The following is a 20,977-nucleotide window of genomic DNA, read 5'->3' as shown; positions in this document are numbered from 1 at the left end:
ACACCACAATATGATGTAATAGCACAATAATTCTATCGTCACGTTCCAGAACTATATGTTCGCTCATTTAGTAAAGTATCTTAATCAAAAAATAAATCATTCTTTTATTGACTGTTTTTTACAGGTCGAAATACACAATAAAAGAGTCCCAAAACACACGACAGCATAAAAGCAAGTGCAAAACCAACTATGCATAACAAAGCCCGCGATGGTGCACTTTTTTGTTCTGGCAATACAATAGGGGCTATTGTCTCGAATAGCACTTCGTCACTGACTTCATTGAGTACTGTTGTTTTAGTTTGCTCAGCGATTAGCTGATAAAAAACATTCTTTAATTCAGACAATTGCGCTCCGTCTGCTTGCTTAGTTAAAAATGCAATGCTTTTTTGAGTTTGTGCGTGTTCTCTAGCCTTCCAATACGCATTTAAATCCTCTACCAACCAGGCTAACCATTTTGCGGCTAATTCAGGCGAGTAATATTCCAATTCGATTTTAACAAAGCCTTTTTTAGACTGCTCAGATACGGTGATCATCTTATTTAGCGCGTCATAAGCTTCCCACGCTGTTGGGATAACCTTGAAACCTGGAGGTGCTGCACGAACCCATGTATTATTTGTCTCATCATAGAGTTCCGGCACTATGATAAGTTTATTTGATGCTTGATCCCAGCCTTGGGCGGCTAAAATGGGTACGTAGAGATCACGTTTTTCGATAAAGCTCTGCAAAAATGCACGAGACTTCATAAACTCCAGTGCCGCAACCGTTTTATCTGTGCCGCCACCACCGATATTAATGCCAGCCATGCTGGCTAAACCACCAAATTGTCCGGCTAACTTAGCCAATCCACCACCAGCTTCATCTCCGCTTTTTGGCAAATATAAAGCTGAAGCTCGGTATACATTAGGTAAACTTATTGCGTATAGCACTGTGGCGGTTGAAACTGCCATTGTAAATATTATGATGAACCACTTTGTACGCCACAACATCGCAAACATGGCGCTAAAAGAGACTACCTCAGTATTTGAGTTAAGTCGTTCTATCTCACTAGACATCAAAAATCACCTTATTCAAGCGTAAGTTCAAAAAATTAATCATGAACTTAATCAATTAATTTTAATAATTTTGCTATATCAGCTGCGGCACAAAATGGCTCGCTATGATATTTAATAGCCTTATAGCTGTTGATATTATTCAATAAACCTTCAAGGTCATCTAAATCACGACAAACCTGTGCAAAGTGATTATCCTCAACATAGCGAATCAAATCTTCTTGGTGTGAATCAATTCTGTCGCTATTAGCGACAACAATAATCGGTTTACCTATTTCGAGTAAATGATAAACCGTACCGGCTCCAGCATGGGTTATCACCACATCAGCATTGTTATAATATTGGTCAATTTTATCTGTGTATCGGATTGATGTACCCGACTCAGGTATATACTCACCATCATACATTTGAGAGATAAAAAACCATTCATCTTTTTGATAGCTGTCTATTTTTCTAAATAAAGAATCAAATCGTGTGTGGCCTACTGTTACAAAAATATTCATAAGCGACCACGGTATTTTGCTTTAGAAAAAATGCTCTTCATCGACTCGTTCTGCACGTAAAAAACAGTCGATATATAGTACATAAAACGCCCCGTTAGCGAGGCTGAATAAAAGCGAGACCATGATTCTATATACACGACTTGTTTTCCGAGTAAACGAAACAAGATAGATGGGAAAACAGCCATACCTGGACCCGTTGATACAATGCCGGTAATGTTATATTTCACAATTAACCTAATACATTGAATTAAACTGATTAATGCAGAATAAGGAATTTTGAATGGCGCGCTCCATACATTAAATTTATCCCTAGGCTCAGGGCATTTATAATGAAGCAAAGACCCAAACGGATCATCGACATCAGCAATAGATACAAATTGAAGATTTGGTGAGTTCTTCTTTAATTCATTTAATAGACGGCGCATCTGTTCTTTGTGGCCACCACGTCCATATATCACCAAAATGACTTTTTCATGCATACAAACTACTTGTACCAAATCTAATCAAATAAAAAAATATGCACCTAAATAGGTGCCAGGGGCGATATTGTAATGTAAAACCTAGGATATGACCACATTCCCGCTGTGTAATTTAAACCACGGCCATGAACCGCATAATTAAAAAACATTATGCTGAGTTATCTTGCTGAAAAAATGAGTTTATTACATTTTTACAACAAGTTAATGGGGAAAAGTTATCCATTACACGCTGAGGCCCCTTGCCCCAATAATCTTGATAGTTTTTAGCGAGTGTTTCAACACTATCGGCAATAGCTTGGGGATGACAATAGGGCACTAACAAACCAACCTCAGATGTTACAACATCTGTTATTGGCCCCCAGTCACAGGCGATTATGGGTAAATCAAACGCCATAGCTTCAATGAATACAACACCAAATGAGTCGTATTTTGAGGGTAAACAAAAAATATCTACACTGTTAAACAAGTTATGTTTAATAACACTGTCTACCCAACCAACAAAGGTCACCCTGTGCTGAAGTTTTAATGAGGCGGCGCGCTGAATAAGCAGCTGCTTTAAAGGGCCTTCACCCGCAACTTTTAAATGATAATGCTCAGGTAAAATAGCCATGGCATCAATAACATGTTCAATACCTTTGCCCTCAATTAATCTAGCCATAGATAAAATAACGATATCACCTTGAGGTTCACGTACTATTTTAGGCGTAGATAACGTCTGTATTGCTGCCGACAAAATGTCTTCTGAGACAGGATTAGCACACACATCAATTGGCTTATTTATACCAAATAAAACTAATTGGTCCTTCCACCAGGGCGTTAATGCGATAACACGCCCAAAAGGGGCAAAGAACAATTTAAGCAAAAACTGACCATACTGACTATTGATGTAATTATGTAATGTTGGTGAGTGCATATGCGCAACGGTTTGACAGCCGAAAAGCCTTGCTATTACTGCAAAACTCCATTTACGGGTCAAAGACAGCCAAGGACCGCAATGAAACCAAAATACCGCACGCGAGCGATACTTTACAGACAGTTGCAATACTTGAAACCAGGCTGACAGCCAAGTGAATATTCTACTTCTTAAATCACTGTGGGAATTGACGCGAATAAACTCAATACTTTGTTGGGTAAAACCCTGTTCATAGCCCGATACAGCGGCGCTGATCCCACCACGGGTTTCTGTAGAATGCGTACCAACGATAATAAGCTTATTTCCAGCCATTAAACTTACCTTCTTTCAAATAGCGGTGACGAACTCGCGCCAAGACATGAAAATGACTCGATAAAAAATATCTTAACTTCCGCAGAAAATGACCGTCAGTGGCAATGGTCATAAAGCCTTTAAAAGACAATGTCTCTTTTTGAGCAATTAATTGTAAAAAGTGTTGGTTTTTTCTATTTCGGCGACTCATTAAATGATCATGTTTAGCGTAAAATTGCTTCAAACCCTCTATAGACTTAACCGTTACTCTAGGCCCTTCATGGCCTTGATGAAGAATATAACTGTCACCACTTAACCGACTAGCATTGCCAAATTTAAAGATTAATCTGACCCAGGTATCGTAGTCCTGACATGCTTTAAATGTTGGGTCAAAACCGGCTATTTCACGTAATCGGCTCGTTAAAGTAAACACCTGATTAGTCGCATAGTTATAATCCAGTAATAATGGCAGAGTAATCGTCATGGCTGTGGCATCAACCACCTTAAAGCGCTTACCATATTGCCATCTAAATCCATGACACAAAAACGCATAGTCGGGATCCCACGCCTGTGAAAACATTTTCAGCCGATTCGGTAAAAACTCATCATCATCGTCTAGCCCGGTGATAAACATTCCCCTCGCTTGTTGAATCGCAAAGTTACGCGCAGCACAAGCGCCTTGAGCAGGTGATTGATGGAAACACCTAATACGACTATCGGTTTGGGCTAATTGTTCAAGGTAGCTTTCTGTGTTATCGGCTGAGCCATCATTGACAATGATTAATTCAAAATTTTGCAAGCTCTGTTCTAAAACAGACTGAACAGCACGCTTGAGTAAGGCCAACCTATTATGCGTAGGCATATAAACAGTCACAAGCGGCTGCTCAGTGTTGCTATCTTGTGTTATGTCTTCAGGGTCAATTACCACGTAATGATTCCACTTTTTCAAACACTAAATTCCACATCTGTTGTGACTGAGATTTAAGTTCAGCAATAGCAGGATTGGTGCGACAAGCATTAGCATAGTCCGCGGTTAACAAAGTGTCTATTTGCGGTTTGTGGTCACTGTTAGGCTGGCTAATAAGATAAGCTTGTTGATGATAGTCAGCGAATAACTCTTCATACTTATGACTCCAACTGGTGCCAATACAAGGTACACCCTGGCTCAAAGCACTAACGCAGCCATGAAAACGTGAACTAATTACCGCGGCAACTTCGCCAATCAAGCCTTTTACTTGTAGAGGATCATCAATTTTAACAATCCGAATAGGTAAATTTGCTTGCTTAGCTATTGCTAAACACAGCCCCTGATCTTTATCACCATCATGGTTAAGCAAAACCGGAATATACCCCAATTTATCCACATCAACACAATAAGTGGCCATCATATCCACATAATGCTCAACCCAATCTCGCCTGTTATTTTTAGTGCTGAGCATTTTATTATTAGGAATAAATAAAACAGTTCGATTAGCATTTTCTAACCCTACAGCTTGCCCTTTAACTAAATTAGTAAAATCAGGCATTAAGTGTAAGTTACTCAGTTTTTGAGACTCTCCAACACAGGCTTCAATATGACGATAAGACACTTTGTCTCGGGCAAAAATTAACCCAGCATGTTGCCAATGCTGTTTAATAGAGTCGGCTAGAATTGGCAGTTCAAATGGTCCTAAAGCCTGGGGTAATAAAATAAAGGGCTTTTTATTGTGATGAAAACGAGTGATCTCTTTACTCGTATGAGTTAACTGCCGTATAGGCCATTGATCGCCATAAGCAAAACCCGATGCATCTAACACACAGTCAATATCGGCTTCAGTGACTATTCCCCACCCTTTAAGGAAAGACCGTAACGGTTGAGGAAAATAATAACTTAGCCAGTTGATATCAATAACATGCTTATGCAAACATAACTTTTGCCAGGCCCCCACTTTGGCGCGCTTTAAATAAGGAGAATGTGAAGAGGGGCGTAAAGCGATTTCAGCCTCGGGCCATTTGAGTTTAATTTGCTCTAATGCGGCATAAAGCATTAACTCAGCACCTTTATTAATGAACTGAGTGCCTTTAATTTCAATAATCATTGGTTTACCTGTTACTTAACCTTGTCGCAAGAAGAGCGAAAGTCACTCTGTTAACATGACAAATATTTAGCCTAACATCCTTGATATACCGTCAAACATGACGCGGTTATATTAGGGCGATCAAATCACATCTGTGCGAATGACATTAATCGATTTTTTCTGAGAATACGGGATCATCCCATGCGGATCAGCATACCCAATAGCAACCAGCATCACAGGACGTTCAAAATCAGTTAACCTTAATCTGTCTGCCATTTTTTGTTCTGGTACATCTATATCAGGCCAATTAATCGGGCAGCTGCTTAACCCTAACGTTTCTAACGCCAGCATCAGCTGCATGGCCGCCAACGCTGCATCAATATAAATAACATGGCGGTCCCGAGACATAGGATAGGCACTTAAATCACCCACTATGGTAATGACACAAGGAATATTATCGGCAAACCCAGCTGTACCACCTGCTAGGCGTGCAATGTCAGGTGCAAGTTGTTGGTCATTACAAACATGAAATCGAAATGGCTGGCGATTACAAGCACTTGGTGCAAGTAAAGCTATACTGATTGCCTCATTCAATTGGTCATCTGCTACAGCTTTATCTGTAAACCAACGTACCGATCTTCTTCTTATACATAAATCACGCAGGCTTGCGGTCGTAATATCTGTATCGATTATGCTTTTATGCTGATAAGGAACAAAGCTATGTTTAGGATCTGATTGGCCCGCTATTACGCTTTTATCGATAGCGATAAAAATGGCATTGGCTTGGGCGATATTTTCGACATGAGTGACAGCGTCAAAATAAGCACTTAGCACATCTAAAGCCCACTTAAGCTCGCTTGCTTCAATGTGCTTGTTGTTCATACAAGTGGCAAAACACTCAACCGTGGCTAATATAAAATCTGTTGCAAATACATTCCGCCTAGGCTGCATACATAAGCCTTTTTCTAGTCGATGTATATTGCGCCTAAGTAAAGCACTTGAAACCGCCTGTATGCCCTCTTGCTTACGATAAGCTAACCTTCCTGATAACACGGCTTGCTGTTCACGCATAAAATCGCGATTAACCAAACTATACAGCCAGGTAGCGCTACGGGGGAAACGAGCAAACAAAAAGGATAACAGTATCAGTTGGTATTCATCTACCGCCGTAAAAAGGTGGCGTATCTGCTGCTTAACATTATTAGGAAGCCAATTACGCAATAAAGTTTTCATAAGTACCAAGTCAAGCATTCACATTTGCAGCTATTTTACGGGATTTTCAACACCATCGTATAGTTAATCATTTTTAAAACAGCAGAATAGCCTTATTTAGATAACAGTTTATTGACTTTACTTACAATAAAAAGAATAGGGGCAAATAAAGAACTTGACATAATCACGCCCATTTTTTGTGTAGGTTTACATAAAAACAACACTAGGTAAGAAGCCATCGCATAAGAAATAAGTGTTGCCCAGGCCGCGCCCACACCGCCCATAACAGGGATCAGCCAAAAGTTAAGAATGACATTAACAATGGCACCACCACCATGGGTCAGCAAAGAGTATTTAGGAATATCCTCAATCAATATCCACTTGCTAAACAGCGCCCGCATAAATATAAATACTCCCGCCCAAATATGAATTTGCAATATCAAGACCGTGGGCTGGTATTCTGCCCCAAACAACTGCTCAACCAATATGGGCGCTATCATTGTCATCACAACAGCAATCAATACCGCCATCCAGCATAGTAGAGTACATATTTGCTGTAGCTTTATTTGATAAACATCAGCTAATTGTTTGGCCTTAATTAAGCCAGGGTATAATGAAGCAACAATAATACCTGGAAACAAATACCACACCTCAGACAAGCGGCTTGCCAAACTATAATAGGCTACCGCTTCACTGCCCTGCATCCAACCAAGCATCACTTGATCAATTTTTAAGTAAATAATGCTGGCCACACCCGATAGAATTAACCACCAACCCTTTGATAAAAACAGTTTAGCTTGTGCTGACGACCATTCAAAAGCGGGTTTAGGTTGATGAAAAAAGTAGTACACACCCACCCAGGCTAAAGCAAACAAGCACCATTCAATGGCGGTAATGACTAACACACCTACAACACCTAAGCCATTTACCACCCAGATAAATTTGACTAACAACATCAGCAGGCCAATGCTTGTGCGTAATAGTGCTGACACTTTAGACTTAACATGGGCTTCAAAATAGTAATCTATTACATAAAAACCATGGCTTAATTGAGCCAGTAACAATAATAAAAATATATAAAATAACTCATTGGGGACAAGCCAAAAAGAAAATAATGCACTAACCAGCATAGCTACAGCCGCACCACTGCATCGAATAACCAATGCTGTGCCTAAAATAGAAGCGGTGCGATGGGGAAATAGCACTAATTCACGACTGACAATAGAATTTAATCCCATTGACGAAAATGGCGCGAGTAAGGCTAATATTGCTAATACAAACTGGTAGTCACCTACCTGCTCTACCGACCAATGTCGTGTCAGTAAAACAACAAACAGTAATCCACTTCCTGTTAACAGGATTTTTTCGGTTAAAAGCCAACTGGCATTAGTGAACACTTTTGATTGAAAAAAGGCCATACGGTGTAATACCACTTTGTTGTTAGCGAATGATTAAGTAACCTCAGCTCGGGCTAATAAATGCATATCAAACAGCTCTTTGCACTGTTAACTGCGTTATTATTTACGCAAAAGTACTTGCAATAGGCCAGCTATTGACGCGTTAATTCGCCTTGTTACCATCGCAAAGCTCAAGTTCGAGGATAAACACTTGAATTTTGACTATTAAAATGCCATTTATTCATCTCTTAACCCGAGTTGAGGTTAAGTAACTAAAGTACTGAATCTTTTTATAAATAAGCTGAATTGGGATAATAATCCCACAGTATAAACCTTGCCAATCATATTCTACAATTTTAATGTGATGCCACTTAGCAAGATTACGTCACTGGCATTTACCCTATGTATGTAGCCTTGCTATTTACTTTTATATCGCGGTCACTTTGAGACACACAAGGACTGTGTTAACTCGCTACTTTTACCTGTAAATCATTGCACAAAATACATTTGTTTATCATATTGCAAACATAAAAAAACGAGCCCTAAGGCTCGTTTTTGTTAGCATAAACTTGCTTGACTAAAGAAGATTACTTCTTGTATTGGTCAGACATTACGTTTACACGGCTTTCATTTTGACGGTAGTAAGGTGCTAATGTGATATCAGCAGCATCTGCGTCAAGAACGAAAGTTACGCTTAACTTCTTCTTAGAGTTAGCAGCTAAGCCGAATGCAGTTTCGATATCGCCTTCGCTTACTTTAGTAACAGCTTTCTTACCAGCTTTTGTAGTAAGAGTAACTGGACCATAAGCAACACCATTTTGGTCGAAAGCTTCTAACTGGATTTCAGCATCAGTTGAACCAGCGTTAGCAATTTCAACGTTAGGTGTTAAATCATAACCTACTGGTAGGTAAGGAACGTTAACTACAGAAGCGTCTAACTTGAATAAACCGAAGTCAGCATCTTTGATATAATCATAAGACTTGTTAGCGCCTGCTGGAGCAATTTGCGTGTAAGTAACATTACGAGTTACTGCAACAGAACCTACTGGGAAAGTTTTTGCTGTATCTGAAGTAATTGCAACAGCAATTTTACCAGCTAAACCAGTAGCTGGAGAAACAGCAGCAACTAATTCATCAGTTAGAGTAACTGTGTTAATTGTGAAAGTATCAGGTTTCGCTGGAGAAACACATGCTACGCCACCACAAGTTGCAGCAGCAGCAGCAACTGTCACTGGTACTTTAGTACCTGTAGCACAAGTTAATACTGGCTGACCAGTAGTGTTAACTGCAGTTGGAGTTGTACCGTTATCACAGATTGCAGCTTCGATAGAAGTAACTGTGTCGAAGTTTTTGCCAGTGATAACTAAAGTTTCAGTAGCTACAGCAGCTACAGTAGTAGCAGCTGGACGTGAAATTGAAACTTCAGCAGCTAAAGTACCTTTAGTTGTTTCATATGTTCCACGAGCATCACGCTTGATAAAACCGTTGAATTTAGTTGCAACTGAAACTACTTCTTGAGCAGTTGAAGTTGTTAGAGCAACTGAATTTGTACCTGTTGTATCTTTAGCTGCGCCAGAGAAACCATCAGCAGCAGTGTATACAACGTCACCAACTTTAGGTAAAAAATCTACTAGAGAAACAACAGTTTTTGAGTTGTTTAATACTGGGCTACCTGTAGCAACAGTAAATTTAATAGTAAGGTTTTTAGTAGATGAACCAGAGTCAGCAATTACTGCAGCACCAAAAGAACCAACACCTGAACCTGTAGAAATAGTAGCGCTAGTTACAACTGAACCAACTGGGAATGTTAGAGTAACAACGTCGCCTGCAGCTAGTTCTTGACGGTTATAGAACGTGATGTCGTTTGCATAAGTAGCTGAAGCCACACCAGCAGCAGAAGCTTCGTTGGTGATACTTAATTTAGTACCAACAGAAACGTCAGCAGCGTTAGCACCAAAAGATAGTGCTACAGCAGCAGCAAGTATAGAGGCATTGAATACCTTTTTCATTTTAAATCTCCAATTTCATGAAATTGGAACAAGCAGCAATAAATCATTTATTAACTTATTTGTTCCGTTATATTACAACTTTCGATAGAAAGCTAAATTTAAACCATTCAGTTGATTCTATAATTTCTCAATGGCTTTTGTAAAGTTAAGCTAGAAGCACTAGTATCCTCTAGCGCACATTACTTTAACTTTCCGACTATAGTTTTATGTATTCACCATCATATGTCAATAACAGAATGAACATGTGCTCACAAAACGACCTACCACTAATAACTTATTGAAATATTGTGGCAAACATCAAACTTTTAAAAAGTTAATTCCGTTAATCAGGCCTTATAAAAACCAGTGCGTTGATTATAAGAGAAACCGCTATTGCAAACAACTGCAACATAAAAAAAACCATAATAACATATATTTAACATCAACTTTAAAACACATTAAAGTTCAATGAATTGCAATCCCTTTGAAAACTGCTCTTTCACTTCATTCCACTCATCGCTGCGCTGAATCACTTTTGGGGTCACCATTATTACTAGCTCAGTTTTCACTTTACTTTCTGTTGTGGTGCCAAATAAGCTACCAAAAACGGGGATTTGGCTTAACCAGGGTAAGCCAGATTTATTATCATTCGAGTTTTCGCTTATTAAACCGCCTAAAATAACCGTTTGACCACTTTCAGCAACTACTTCAGTATCAATACTGCGCTCAAATATTTGTGGGTTACCTTCTACATCAGTGCCGCCATCGACTTGATTAGAGTTACTTTGACTTATGGTCATTATCACCACGCCCTGGGCGTTAATGGTTGGTGTTACCGTTAATTCAATACCGGTTTTACGATACTCTACCGACTTAGTGATACCGTTGGTTGGGTCTGTGGTTGTTTTACCCACAACCGGAATGTCGGTACCGACTTGAATTGTGGCTGAAACACCATCTCTTACTAGTAAGCTCGGCTTAGATAATACATTGACCCATTTATTACTTTCAAAGGCTTGGGCGTCAATACTGTTGCCGCCACTGGCCCACTTTAACACCGAGCCACTAATATCAGCAGCGCCAAAAGCGTTACTTAAATTAAAGTTACCTGAGCTAAATGCCATATCAACCCCAAACTTAAATTCTTCAGTTAATGTCACCTCAACAATAGACACCTCTAGTACCACTTGTTTTGGCATAACATCTAGGCGGGATACCAACGGCAGTATTGCCTGATATTCTGTGCCTGAGGTATAAAATATCAATGCATTTGATCGCTCATCAACCACCATATTGATTTCATCGTTACTTGCGCTACTGATGTTTGATTGGTTGGCAGCGGTATTTTCTATCGCGGCAGCTTTATCTACAGAAGATTGTTCAGCCTGCTGGCTTGACACGCTTCTGCCTGAGATTAACGCTGATACACTTTGGCCAAGATCAGATGCCCTGGCAAATTTAGGCGTATAAACAAAATATTGTTTTTCGTTACCTTTACTTGGTTTATCGATTTGTTTAGCCCAAAACTCTACCCTGTTGATAAAGTCTGCTTCACTTGCAAAAACGGCTACCGCACCCAATTGGCTAATAGGCACTAGGGAGATACGATTATCTCTACTGCCGCTATCGCCCATAATGCCCTCATTTTGCAAAATTTCAGTAATTGCTTTTATAAAGGTGTCGGTATCAACATACATTAATTTTAAAAAACCAATATTTCGGCTAATGCTGCCGGGGGCATCTAGTAGTGCCAGTAATTCAAGAGAGCGTATAACTTGCTCTTTACTACCGGTTAAAAATAAAACGCCTTGAGAAACATCAGCATCGGTCGCGACGCCGGTAATATCTCTTAATGTTTTTAGTGAGTTTGGATTAATCAAATATCTTAATGGCACTATTTGCTGAACATTGATTGCATTTGGCACGCTGTCTACTGTACGGCCATAGCCCACAGCGGTAGCTTGACCACTTTCGGCGCTGAGTTTGTGTATGTATAAAACCTCATTCTGCCTTTTAATACCAATGTTGCGCTGCAGCAATAATTGCTCAACTAAACTAAACAATTTTTGTGGACTGATTTTTTCTTGTAAATTTAACGTTACTGAATTTGAATCGTCTGCTAGGTTTTGGCCTAATACATAACTTGTTTGCAACAGTTCGCCAAAAGAGTAATGCAAAAAATCATTCAATGGCATGTTGTCAGCTGCGATAGTCATAGTCGGTTGCGCCGAAAAACTGTCTGCAATTGCTTCATCATTGCTGAAGCCGACTTTATTTTTAACTAACGATGGCACTCTTATCAGCGAAGTATTGACATCTTCATCGTTAAGACTCTCTTGAACCACGGCATTGTTATTGACGACAGGTTTCCCGTCAACATTAGTGCTAACAAGATATGATGAATCTAACTTTTTAGCGGGCCGATTATCGGCTTGTTGACTATTGGCACACCCATTAATAAGCATTATGCTACTAGACACTAGCATAACGACTTTTAGCTGACCTAAAAGTCGTTGTATTTTGAAGCTTGTTTTAGCCGTTTGATCTGGCATATTTAAAATTTCCACTTTAGTTTTCATTCGTCTATTTTGCTATTAACAGTTAATTTTTATGGCTTTATAAAAAATAAATAGATACCAATTAAGAAAGAAACCAAACTCTTGCGCGTTTGGTTTGGCGATAATTGCAAAAATTGGCCTTTAAATCAATTTTCACTTGTTTCTGATTGAAGAAATAACTCCAACCAAAGCCTGCGGCCATTATCATTTAACACAATACGTTTGTGACTGACGGACTCAACCACATATTTATTTAACCTTTCACCTTGAACCAGAGTGACATAAGGTTTGTCTTTTTTATCTACTTTTTGTTCGCTTTCATTGCTGTCATTAACTTCTATAGCCAAGCGCTCGGTTGCTGTGTCTAGGTATGTCAAACTGAGAGCTGCTTTATATTGGTTATTGGCATTGGTTGACTTTACAATGCCACTGAGGCGGTAAATGACATTACCCATATACAGTTGGCGTAATAAACCGGACTGTTTATTTTGTTGTTCAATTGAGAGATGTTGTTCAGTTGTGCTGTTTTGCTTATCTTCAACAACTTCTGCCACCTCTGTTTTTTCAAACTGATTATACTGAGCAATAACCTGCTCGCCCAGTGTAGCAGAAGCCTTTGCTTTGAATGATTGCGGAAGTTCAGGCAGTAAGTCTGACTCGCCAAATTGCTCCGCCGATGGCGACAACATGTAGTCAACCAGTAATAAAGTGATTACGCACGCTAATGCCATTAATACGGTTTTTAACTTAGTGGCGAACATAGTTGGTAATTTATTATGACTGTTTGAATCAACTGCATTATCGAAAGAAAGTACTGACATTACAGCTCCTCCACTGAAGTTATTTTGACAGCCAAACTTAACGACATCGCCCCATTAATAGAGCCAAGATTATCTGCAGACTGACCGCTGACATTAATCTGATTGGTATCGATAGTAATATTTGAATATTGCTCACCTTGCTGTAGGTCATCTAAAAAGCTTAGATACTGGATCAACGACCCACTATAACGTATATCTAAGAACAAAGATTGAACACCTTCATCAATTAAGCCATCGCGCCATGTAGAGTTACTGATGACTATGTCAAATCGTTTAAATAACTTCTCTAAATTAGACTGCGTAGTTAACTTATAGCTAATAAGGTTATCGGTTGATGCTAAACCCGACTCAGCCTCGGCTAAACGCTGTGACATAACCATGTGGGCATGGCTCATGTCTTGTTTTATCGCTAATAAAGCACGGGTCTTATTCAAATTAGACTGTAAATACTGCTGATTTTGCCAGTTGTCTTGTTTTGAGTCCCATAATGGTAACCAAATATATTTGATTAAAATGAGCAACCCAATCAACAGTAAATAATGTTTATACTTCATTAACTCCTGCATTAACGTTCCTCCGCAGTTAACGATATTTCGTTTGATGATAACTCGTTAGAACCTAGCTGCACTTCAACAGACTGTTCATCGATTTCAATTGTTGCTAGCTCAAATAAAACGGTAGCTGTGTCAAAGTTGCCCTGGCGATTTACTGGCCCGACAAAACTGGCATTGGTTACACCTGGTTGTTGTATTAATAATTGTAATGAATTAGAGGCTGACGCCGCTGAGAATTGTAAGGTGATTTTTTGTTGATTCTGACGCACAGAGCTGATGGTCATGCCTGATTGATATAAAGGCGCTAATACTTGCCAAACAGCCAGTAGCTCGGTACGTACTGGCACTTTATCTGCCACTAGCTTATACCGTGCAATCATATTGTTGATTTGATTATACTGGTTTAAGACTTCATTAGCCTCTTTTGTTGCAGCGCTTAATTCACTTTTGGTGTGCTGTGCAATCACACTGGATATTTGAACTGATAGCACTAAATAGACGGTTATAACAGCAAGTGTAGGCAAAACTAGTTTTGAAAATAAAGTGGTAAAACTTGCTGATGACAACCTTGCTTTGCTAAATAACCCCGATAAAGAAATTTTATAGAGCTTTTTCAGCTGCATGTTTAATATTTTTGCATGCTCATCTGTTGCTAATGTCACCCTATTGGTTAGAACAACACCCGTTGACATAGCGAACTGTTGATCACTTTGAATAACGCCTCCTTTCAAAGTGGATGAACTACCAGACACCCCTTTTGCTATAAAAACAGTATTGGAAGGCGCTAAGGTTTGATAGCTTATTAGTGTTTCAGCTACAAATGGTTGTGACAGCAGGCTAGTTTCCGGCACCATTAACCAGGAGTTAACCTTGGTAGATAAATCATTAAGATGATAATAAGTGACCGGAGTTTGGCCATTGAATACTTTGCCGATAATAAATAAAACAGGCAAAGTCGAAGTTTGCGACTGTAATTTAACCACCTTCAACACATCAGATTTTTTAGTAATTGGATACCACTGCACGTGCTCATGGTAGCAATTGCGACTTAAGATAGTCACTACTGATTTAGGGATTTGCGTGTCATCTTGAACACTTTCTAACGGAATAAATGAGTAAACCCCATCTGCTCGAACGTCATTTTTGTGAAAGCGAAAAGCTGTTGAATCAAGATATATAACCTGATTTAAAACTATTGTTTTTATTTTATTTAAAAGGTTATCAATAACATTGCGCATTTTTTGCTCTTAAAGTTTAACGATTACTGGAACCATACTAAAGGGATCTGATTCTCTGGGCGAATATAGACAACCATACGACGAGTAACAATTGAATGGCCTACCAGTACGTTCATATTTATAAATTGCCGACGACCGGGCGCGAATGTAATGGTGTCATCTTCAACAATTTGGGTCAGCTCGGTGAACCGCTGCTTTGTTAGCTGCCCTTCTTGACGTAACCGCTCAACCTCTTGTGCTATATCAGCAGGCATAAGCACTTCCAGTACTGGCAGCGGTGCTGTCATAGGATTAAACAGCACATTCTGCAATGTTGTTACTACAGGTGCAAGTTTTTCATAAAGAATGTCGTCAATACCGGCTATCAATTTGAGTTCAGCCACATTTGCCAGATAATCGCCGCGTACTTGCTGGTTTTCAGCACGATTAAAACTCTCTCTGGTCAAACCCTGCCAATGGTGTAAATTGGAAAGAATAATTTTTGCTTGTTGCGATGACTGACCAAATTGTAGTAGCAAACGCTCTAAAGGTTTGCTATATGCCGTGCCATAAACAGACAGCAAACCATTAATATCTTGAAAACTTACAGTGGCATTATTGGCGGCTTTAAAAGGCTTTCCAAAAAAATTCCAGTTACGGCCTATCACATTACTTTGTTGTTCATCTTGTTCTAGCTCGCTTCTTGGCAGTGTGAGTAAAGCAAAAAGTACCTTACTTTCTAACGTGCGCATTTGAACTTCAGCGTCTATTTTATTTTGTAAATCAGTTGCTATGTTAACCTGTTGCCGACTTGATAAGGTAAAATGTAGCGCCATCATTGCTAAAATAGCACTTAGCAATAATACCTGTATCAAAGCGATACCTTGTTGAAAAGATTGGCAAGCCCTTAGCTGGCTAGGTGAGGCTATTAGAATATGCATAGGTTAACCATTATCTTTTACGTTGTGACTAAACAATAGTTGGTAGGCATTATCGTTGGCTAATGGAAATATAATTGGCTCGTTTTCTGCCCAAGTAATGTTAACTGCATAAGGTAACATTCCTGTTTTGTCCGAAAAGTATTCAGCAAGCCACTTAGGGGCAACTTCCTCCTCCCCTTCAAAAAAAGCTGCTCTATGATTTTGACTTTCCCAGCCATAAAAATTAAATCTAATATTATCATCGGTAAATAACACTTTACTGAATTCAGGCTGAGGCAGTTTTGCTGCGTTGATTAACGGGTTATGCTCAAATGAGGACTCTTCATATTTAAGCTGTTGCTTGCCGTCCTCTTGAACCCTAACACTTAACCTTACAAGTGCGGGACTTCCAGAGTTAAAAAGAGGATTATTAGTGACAAACAATAGATATTTAGCGTTACCTTGAAAAAAATAAATCATCTTATCGTCATCATTTTTGACAATATAATTTGAAACGCCACGCAACATTTGTTGTAAAAGTACTAAGTTTTTAGCTTTATTAACTTCATAATTGAAACTACCAACATCTTTTTGCCATCGCTGACTAAAAGTGGCAAAACTCAAACTCCCCACATACATAACCATACTCATGACGAGCATTGCTATTAGCAATTCTATTAATGTAAAACCACGACTTACGCTGCTATGTCGAATGAACATTACATAGCACCCCAGGTTAACTCATTAAACACAAAAGATTTGGTGAAGTCCTGTTTTTTCAAGGTTAACTCAACTTCCCAAATATAAAACTTATCGTTAAAGTTAATTATCTCACCATCCTCAGGACTAAATCTTGATGGTGGAGAGCCTTTTTCAATAACGGTTGCTGTCCAATAAAACTCAAAACCATTAATAATGCCCTCATCATTAATGGTATTAGTTTTGTTTTCTAATTTAAGCCTAAACCTTATTGTGTCGAGTAATAATGGCGTAACGCCCAACAATTCAGCACTTCTAGTCGCTTTAGTGCTAGCAATTAATGCCCCTTGATATGTTTGGCTAACAGCACCTATAACGGCAAATAATATTGTTGCCGCAATTAACACTTCAATAAGGGTGAAACCTTGTTGTTTATGACTCATTAGAGACACCTTCAATTAGGTCTAATACATTTAACTCAACAATTACGCCTCTAATCCTATAAGTTAAAATACCTGTATCGAAGTAGCCATGATTATTAATATTAAGCTGCTGCGGTTCAAAAAAAATGAAATCAAAGGTATGCGTTGGTATCAATGCATTGGTTAAGTCTTGCTGATTGTCATCAAATTGCAGGAAGTCATCTATACTTTTAAAACGAGAATTTGTTTCAGTTGTAAGCTGATTTTTTGCGACTAGAGATGCTGTATCCTGGTTAGCATTGTGATTTAACAATTGCTGTTCTAACGGTGAGGTTTGAGGCTCTACAACGCTGTATATTGCTTTACCATCAAATTTAATTGTTATGTTACTTTGACTTGTAAAGGCATAGAAGCTCTGTTTCTGTAGCCAGCGTTGGAGAGAAAGCTGCTCATTACGCGCCTTTGAGCTTTCTATTTGCTTAAACGTAAACGGCCCAACTAATGTAATTGTTATTCCAAGAAGCACTATAACAACAAGCAACTCAATCAGTGTTACCCCAGCAATACCTTTTTTAACTGTCTGGTTTTTATTGAGAGAATTAATAAATAAGCTCATTTAAAAACCGTCATTAACCGACATAATGCTTAGCAACATCACCACAACGACAGATCCAACAATGCCTCCCATCAATAAAATCATTAAAGGCTCGAGTAAGCTGGTGACTTTACTCGTCCAACTACCAAAGTCATTACGACTTCTGTTGGCAATTTCTTCAAAAACGGGAGTAAGCTGTCCACTTTCTTCACCCACCTCAAGTAATGAAATGAAAAAGTCAGGGTAAATAGGGCTAGCACTTAACGCCTCAGTTAAGCTTACACCGCGCTTCACTTTTGATTTTGCAGACAACAAGCCATTTCTCAAAAATTTGTTTTTAACTGTTCCTGCAGCAAGTTCTATCGCAGTGTCAAGTTGAACGCCAGCGTCTAACATAAGCGACATACTGGTATTAAACCTAATGCGCTCTATTTGATGCACGGCTGATTTGAATAAAGGTAGCTTAATTAATAACTCGTCAAACTGTTCGTTAATCAGTCCTTTTTGTAATGCTATTTTGATACCTATACTAAATGTAAGCACACCTCCAATTAAAAACCACTGGTAGGATTGCATCCATCGACTAGCGTCTAGTAAAAATAGTGTATAAAAAGGTAAGTTGTCATTACCATCAAACAAGCCACCCATTTGAGGTACGATAAAGTTGAAAACAAATAAAATGGCTAAGATACAAACCACTAAAATAACACTTGGATAAGTTAGTGATTGAATAATTTTACTTTTTAATTCTTTCCTGAAAATCAAGTCACGGGCTAATCCTGCAAATACTTTGCTGAGTTCACCACTAGCCTCTCCTATTTTGACAAGATTGACATATAGATTGTCGAAATCAGGGTGGCGTGAGAAAGCCTCTGATAGAGACTCACCTCGCTTAACCGATTGTGATAAAGCGGTTAACAATTTCCCTGAAGGTGTATTACTTTTACCTTTACTTAAAATATGTAGGCTTTTATCAATCTTAACTCCACTTCTTAATAGAAGTGACAATTCAGAGGTAATAAACTCAAGCTCATCTAAACTTAGTTTTTGGGACAAACCTAAGTGGAAGGGATCTTTGGCGATTTTTTCGCTAATATTTACAATAATAAGCTTTTCTATAAGCAGCTTTTGTTTTGCAGACTCAAGCGTTTCTGCAGTGACTTCGCTCTGAATTATAGAACCATTGCTGTCATAAGCTTTATATTCAAACAGTGCCATAATTATCCTGCTACTCGAATCACTTCTTCTATTGTCGTTTGGCCATCAATAGCCTTTATAAAGCCGTCCTGTAAAAGTGTTCGACCGCCACGATCTTGATTTAAACGAACTGCATTGGTTGGAAAGTTTTCATCTTTGGGTAATGTTTTGATAGCGTCATCACATCGCAGATACTCAATAATGCCAATACGGCCCCGGTATCCAGTATTTGAACAATGTTCACACCCAACAGCTGTATGCAGTTGAATTTTAGAACCATAGGCATCCGCTAGAGGCTGCAAATTATATTTCACAATATTAGCGTCTTGATTAGCATCTGGTTGACAGCAGTGTACGCATAACTTTCTAACAAGGCGCTGGGCTATTATCGAAATAATGGCGGCATTGAGTAAATACTCTTCAGCACCTAGGTCAAGCAAACGGGTATAGGCACTTGAAGCGTCATTTGTGTGCACTGTCGAAAACACTAAATGCCCAGTTAAAGCAGATTGCATTGCAACTTGAGCAGTTTCTTTGTCACGAATTTCCCCTAGCATAATGACATCGGGATCTTGCCTGACAATACTTCTTAATCCGGCAGCAAAGTCAAAGCCGATACTAGATTGAATTTGTACCTGATTAATACCTTCAATCTGATACTCAACAGGATCTTCTAACGTGATGATTTTAATTGTTTCATCATTTATGGCATTTAAGAATGTGTATAAGGTTGTTGTTTTACCAGAACCTGTCGGGCCTGTTAGCAATATCACGCCTGCGGTTTTAGCAATATCTTCACGAATGTTTTTTTCAATATCGGCAGAAAGCCCAAGCATATCCATACTGTAGCTAATTGCATCTTGCCTTAAAAAGCGCATTACAATACTTTCGCCATCATGCAAAGGTAAAACAGATACTCGAATATCAAGGTCTTCATTTGATATCTTCATGCCTATTTTACCATCCTGAGGACGACGTTTTTCGGCAATATCCATTCCAGACAAAATTTTAAGTCTAGAAGCAACAGGTAGACGCATTCTTGGAGCAATCCAGTCAGCCTCTTTAAGCACGCCATCAATTCGAAATCTCACTCGGTAGCGATTTCCAATAGGCTCAAGATGCATGTCTGATGCCCTAGCTTTTAGCGCACGAGAAATTAATGAGTTTAATAGGTTAACTGTTGGCGCTTCACCAGCCAACTCCCTTAATCTATCTTCTTCAAGATCAGACAGCTCTTCTACTATAGAAATATCATCAGTGTCGGCTTTAGCAAACAAAACCTTAATTGACTGTATTTGTTCTTCAGAGGCAACTTTGACCTTGACCAGAATGTTATTCTGGCTCAGAAACTGGTTGGCTTCAACAGAAAATGGATCACTGGTGATGACTAAGTAATGCTGTTCAGTTGTATCCAGCTTCTCTATCACAAACCAATTAAAAGCAGACAACTCATTATTAACAGCGAAGCTTTTTAATATTGCTATCTCTATATTCTGAAAGTTTTCAGCCTCAAAAATATCAACATCAAGTACTTTTGCGTAAAAACTCGGGAGCAGATCTTCTGATAATGCTCCCATGTTTATCAAAATATGCTCTAGCCTGCCAGCATACTTCTTTTGAAAGGTTAGCGCTTTATCTAAGTCTGTTTGAGATATATGAAACTCTTGATGTAATAAAGAATTAACATCAATCATTTGTAGACGATTTCCGCATTATCACCTTCGCCACCAACTTGTCCGTCTTTACCATAGGATTTCATTGTATAGGGCTCGCCATTCTCACCAGGTACTGAATAAATATAAGGATTATTCCATGGGTCTAATGGGACGTTTTTAGGTAAATATGGGCCATCCCATTTAGGAAGAGTTGAGCTTCTTAGCTCTTCTAATGACTTTGGGTAGCTACCTATATCAAGACGATAAGTATCAAGAGAGGTAGCAATCATCTCCATTTGCACCATTGCTGTTTTTGACTTACTTGATTCAACTTTTGAAAACATAGTAGGCGCAACTAGTGACATTAGTAACCCTAAGATGACAATCACAATCAACAGTTCAATTAACGTAAAACCTTTTTGTATTTTTTTCATTTCAAATTCCATAATG

Annotated in this window: 20 protein-coding genes; all 20 read right to left on the bottom strand. The window is 38.9% G+C overall.

Going from position 1 to position 20,977, the window contains the following annotated elements; all coding sequences use genetic code 11:
* Window positions 1-104 precede the first annotated feature (104 nt).
* On the bottom strand, window positions 105-1,052 hold the full coding sequence (locus tag FJ709_RS05390; protein ID WP_226414138.1) for a Wzz/FepE/Etk N-terminal domain-containing protein: 948 nt from the start codon (window positions 1,050-1,052) through the stop codon (window positions 105-107).
* Window positions 1,053-1,099: 47 nt separating this feature from the next.
* Window positions 1,100-1,552, bottom strand: coding sequence for a PssE/Cps14G family polysaccharide biosynthesis glycosyltransferase (pssE, locus tag FJ709_RS05385; RefSeq protein ID WP_226414136.1), 453 nt, complete (start codon window positions 1,550-1,552; stop codon window positions 1,100-1,102).
* Window positions 1,549-2,031, bottom strand: a complete 483-nt coding sequence (gene pssD, locus FJ709_RS05380) for a PssD/Cps14F family polysaccharide biosynthesis glycosyltransferase (RefSeq protein WP_226414134.1) — start codon at window positions 2,029-2,031, stop codon at window positions 1,549-1,551. Before pssD ends, pssE begins: the two co-directional genes overlap by 4 nt.
* Before the next feature lie 148 nt (window positions 2,032-2,179).
* On the bottom strand, window positions 2,180-3,256 hold the full coding sequence (locus tag FJ709_RS05375) for a glycosyltransferase family 4 protein (protein WP_226414132.1): 1,077 nt from the start codon (window positions 3,254-3,256) through the stop codon (window positions 2,180-2,182).
* Window positions 3,243-4,184 (bottom strand): glycosyltransferase, encoded by a 942-nt coding sequence (locus tag FJ709_RS05370; protein ID WP_226414130.1) that lies wholly within the window; start codon window positions 4,182-4,184, stop codon window positions 3,243-3,245. Before FJ709_RS05370 ends, FJ709_RS05375 begins: the two co-directional genes overlap by 14 nt.
* The gene (locus FJ709_RS05365) at window positions 4,153-5,313 is read right to left on the bottom strand and encodes a polysaccharide pyruvyl transferase family protein (RefSeq protein ID WP_226414128.1); all 1,161 of its coding nucleotides are present in this window, start codon (window positions 5,311-5,313) and stop codon (window positions 4,153-4,155) included. The genes FJ709_RS05370 and FJ709_RS05365 overlap by 32 nt, the downstream gene beginning before the upstream one ends.
* Window positions 5,314-5,433: 120 nt before the next feature.
* Complete coding sequence (locus FJ709_RS05360; protein ID WP_226414126.1) at window positions 5,434-6,525, bottom strand: nitroreductase family protein; 1,092 nt, start codon at window positions 6,523-6,525, stop codon at window positions 5,434-5,436.
* 92 nt (window positions 6,526-6,617) lie between these two features.
* Window positions 6,618-7,922 carry a flippase gene (locus tag FJ709_RS05355; RefSeq protein WP_226414124.1) on the bottom strand — a complete coding sequence of 435 codons (1,305 nt, stop codon included), beginning with the start codon at window positions 7,920-7,922 and terminating at the stop codon, window positions 6,618-6,620.
* 566 nt (window positions 7,923-8,488) lie between these two features.
* Entirely contained in the window at window positions 8,489-9,910 is a 1,422-nt protein-coding gene (locus FJ709_RS05350; RefSeq protein ID WP_226414122.1) for a hypothetical protein, read from the bottom strand.
* A 437-nt stretch (window positions 9,911-10,347) separates the two neighbouring features.
* Window positions 10,348-12,468 (bottom strand): secretin N-terminal domain-containing protein, encoded by a 2,121-nt coding sequence (locus tag FJ709_RS05345; RefSeq protein WP_226414120.1) that lies wholly within the window; start codon window positions 12,466-12,468, stop codon window positions 10,348-10,350.
* 125 nt (window positions 12,469-12,593) lie between these two features.
* Entirely contained in the window at window positions 12,594-13,268 is a 675-nt protein-coding gene (locus tag FJ709_RS05340; protein ID WP_226414118.1) for a hypothetical protein, read from the bottom strand.
* A complete protein-coding gene (locus FJ709_RS05335; protein ID WP_226414116.1) occupies window positions 13,268-13,822 on the bottom strand; it encodes a hypothetical protein in 555 nt (184 codons plus the stop codon). Before FJ709_RS05335 ends, FJ709_RS05340 begins: the two co-directional genes overlap by 1 nt.
* An 11-nt stretch (window positions 13,823-13,833) precedes the next feature.
* Window positions 13,834-15,060: a hypothetical protein gene (locus tag FJ709_RS05330; RefSeq protein WP_226414114.1), complete on the bottom strand. Its 1,227-nt coding sequence runs from the start codon at window positions 15,058-15,060 to the stop codon at window positions 13,834-13,836.
* Window positions 15,061-15,083: 23 nt separating this feature from the next.
* Window positions 15,084-15,980 carry a type II secretion system protein GspK gene (locus FJ709_RS05325; RefSeq protein ID WP_226414112.1) on the bottom strand — a complete coding sequence of 299 codons (897 nt, stop codon included), beginning with the start codon at window positions 15,978-15,980 and terminating at the stop codon, window positions 15,084-15,086.
* 3 nt (window positions 15,981-15,983) lie between these two features.
* On the bottom strand, window positions 15,984-16,679 hold the full coding sequence (locus tag FJ709_RS05320; protein WP_226414110.1) for a PulJ/GspJ family protein: 696 nt from the start codon (window positions 16,677-16,679) through the stop codon (window positions 15,984-15,986).
* Window positions 16,679-17,101, bottom strand: a complete 423-nt coding sequence (locus FJ709_RS05315) for a PulJ/GspJ family protein (protein WP_226414108.1) — start codon at window positions 17,099-17,101, stop codon at window positions 16,679-16,681. Before FJ709_RS05315 ends, FJ709_RS05320 begins: the two co-directional genes overlap by 1 nt.
* Window positions 17,091-17,696: a pilus assembly FimT family protein gene (locus FJ709_RS05310; protein WP_226414106.1), complete on the bottom strand. Its 606-nt coding sequence runs from the start codon at window positions 17,694-17,696 to the stop codon at window positions 17,091-17,093. The genes FJ709_RS05315 and FJ709_RS05310 overlap by 11 nt, the downstream gene beginning before the upstream one ends.
* Window positions 17,697-18,893, bottom strand: coding sequence for a type II secretion system F family protein (locus tag FJ709_RS05305; protein ID WP_226414104.1), 1,197 nt, complete (start codon window positions 18,891-18,893; stop codon window positions 17,697-17,699). It lies immediately after the preceding gene.
* A gap of 2 nt (window positions 18,894-18,895) precedes the next feature.
* On the bottom strand, window positions 18,896-20,566 hold the full coding sequence (locus tag FJ709_RS05300) for a GspE/PulE family protein (protein WP_226414102.1): 1,671 nt from the start codon (window positions 20,564-20,566) through the stop codon (window positions 18,896-18,898).
* Complete coding sequence (gene gspG / locus FJ709_RS05295) at window positions 20,563-20,961, bottom strand: type II secretion system major pseudopilin GspG (protein WP_226414100.1); 399 nt, start codon at window positions 20,959-20,961, stop codon at window positions 20,563-20,565. Before gspG ends, FJ709_RS05300 begins: the two co-directional genes overlap by 4 nt.
* Window positions 20,962-20,977: the final 16 nt, after the last annotated feature.

It is taken from the genome of Shewanella glacialimarina, from assembly GCF_020511155.1.
Classification (GTDB): Bacteria; Pseudomonadota; Gammaproteobacteria; order Enterobacterales; family Shewanellaceae; genus Shewanella; species Shewanella glacialimarina.
This window is presented reverse-complemented; position numbering and strand designations above follow the sequence as displayed.

Excerpts from the sequence above, each read along its gene's own strand:
- pssD (WP_226414134.1), bottom strand. The coding sequence starts at position 2,031 with ATGCATGAAAAAGTCATTTTGGTGATATATGGACGTGGTGGCCACAAA.
- FJ709_RS05375 (WP_226414132.1), bottom strand. The coding sequence starts at position 3,256 with ATGGCTGGAAATAAGCTTATTATCGTTGGTACGCATTCTACAGAAACC.
- FJ709_RS05330 (WP_226414114.1), bottom strand. The coding sequence starts at position 15,060 with ATGCGCAATGTTATTGATAACCTTTTAAATAAAATAAAAACAATAGTT.
- FJ709_RS05335 (WP_226414116.1), bottom strand. The coding sequence starts at position 13,822 with ATGAAGTATAAACATTATTTACTGTTGATTGGGTTGCTCATTTTAATC.
- FJ709_RS05365 (WP_226414128.1), bottom strand. The coding sequence starts at position 5,313 with ATGATTATTGAAATTAAAGGCACTCAGTTCATTAATAAAGGTGCTGAG.
- FJ709_RS05340 (WP_226414118.1), bottom strand. The coding sequence starts at position 13,268 with ATGTCAGTACTTTCTTTCGATAATGCAGTTGATTCAAACAGTCATAAT.
- FJ709_RS05315 (WP_226414108.1), bottom strand. The coding sequence starts at position 17,101 with ATGAGTCATAAACAACAAGGTTTCACCCTTATTGAAGTGTTAATTGCG.
- FJ709_RS05325 (WP_226414112.1), bottom strand. The coding sequence starts at position 15,980 with ATGCATATTCTAATAGCCTCACCTAGCCAGCTAAGGGCTTGCCAATCT.
- FJ709_RS05390 (WP_226414138.1), bottom strand. The coding sequence starts at position 1,052 with ATGTCTAGTGAGATAGAACGACTTAACTCAAATACTGAGGTAGTCTCT.
- gspG (WP_226414100.1), bottom strand. The coding sequence starts at position 20,961 with ATGAAAAAAATACAAAAAGGTTTTACGTTAATTGAACTGTTGATTGTG.
- FJ709_RS05305 (WP_226414104.1), bottom strand. The coding sequence starts at position 18,893 with ATGGCACTGTTTGAATATAAAGCTTATGACAGCAATGGTTCTATAATT.
- FJ709_RS05355 (WP_226414124.1), bottom strand. The coding sequence starts at position 7,922 with ATGGCCTTTTTTCAATCAAAAGTGTTCACTAATGCCAGTTGGCTTTTA.
- FJ709_RS05320 (WP_226414110.1), bottom strand. The coding sequence starts at position 16,679 with ATGTTCATTCGACATAGCAGCGTAAGTCGTGGTTTTACATTAATAGAA.
- pssE (WP_226414136.1), bottom strand. The coding sequence starts at position 1,552 with ATGAATATTTTTGTAACAGTAGGCCACACACGATTTGATTCTTTATTT.
- FJ709_RS05350 (WP_226414122.1), bottom strand. The coding sequence starts at position 9,910 with ATGAAAAAGGTATTCAATGCCTCTATACTTGCTGCTGCTGTAGCACTA.
- FJ709_RS05345 (WP_226414120.1), bottom strand. The coding sequence starts at position 12,468 with ATGAAAACTAAAGTGGAAATTTTAAATATGCCAGATCAAACGGCTAAA.
- FJ709_RS05360 (WP_226414126.1), bottom strand. The coding sequence starts at position 6,525 with ATGAAAACTTTATTGCGTAATTGGCTTCCTAATAATGTTAAGCAGCAG.
- FJ709_RS05300 (WP_226414102.1), bottom strand. The coding sequence starts at position 20,566 with ATGATTGATGTTAATTCTTTATTACATCAAGAGTTTCATATATCTCAA.
- FJ709_RS05310 (WP_226414106.1), bottom strand. The coding sequence starts at position 17,696 with ATGAGCTTATTTATTAATTCTCTCAATAAAAACCAGACAGTTAAAAAA.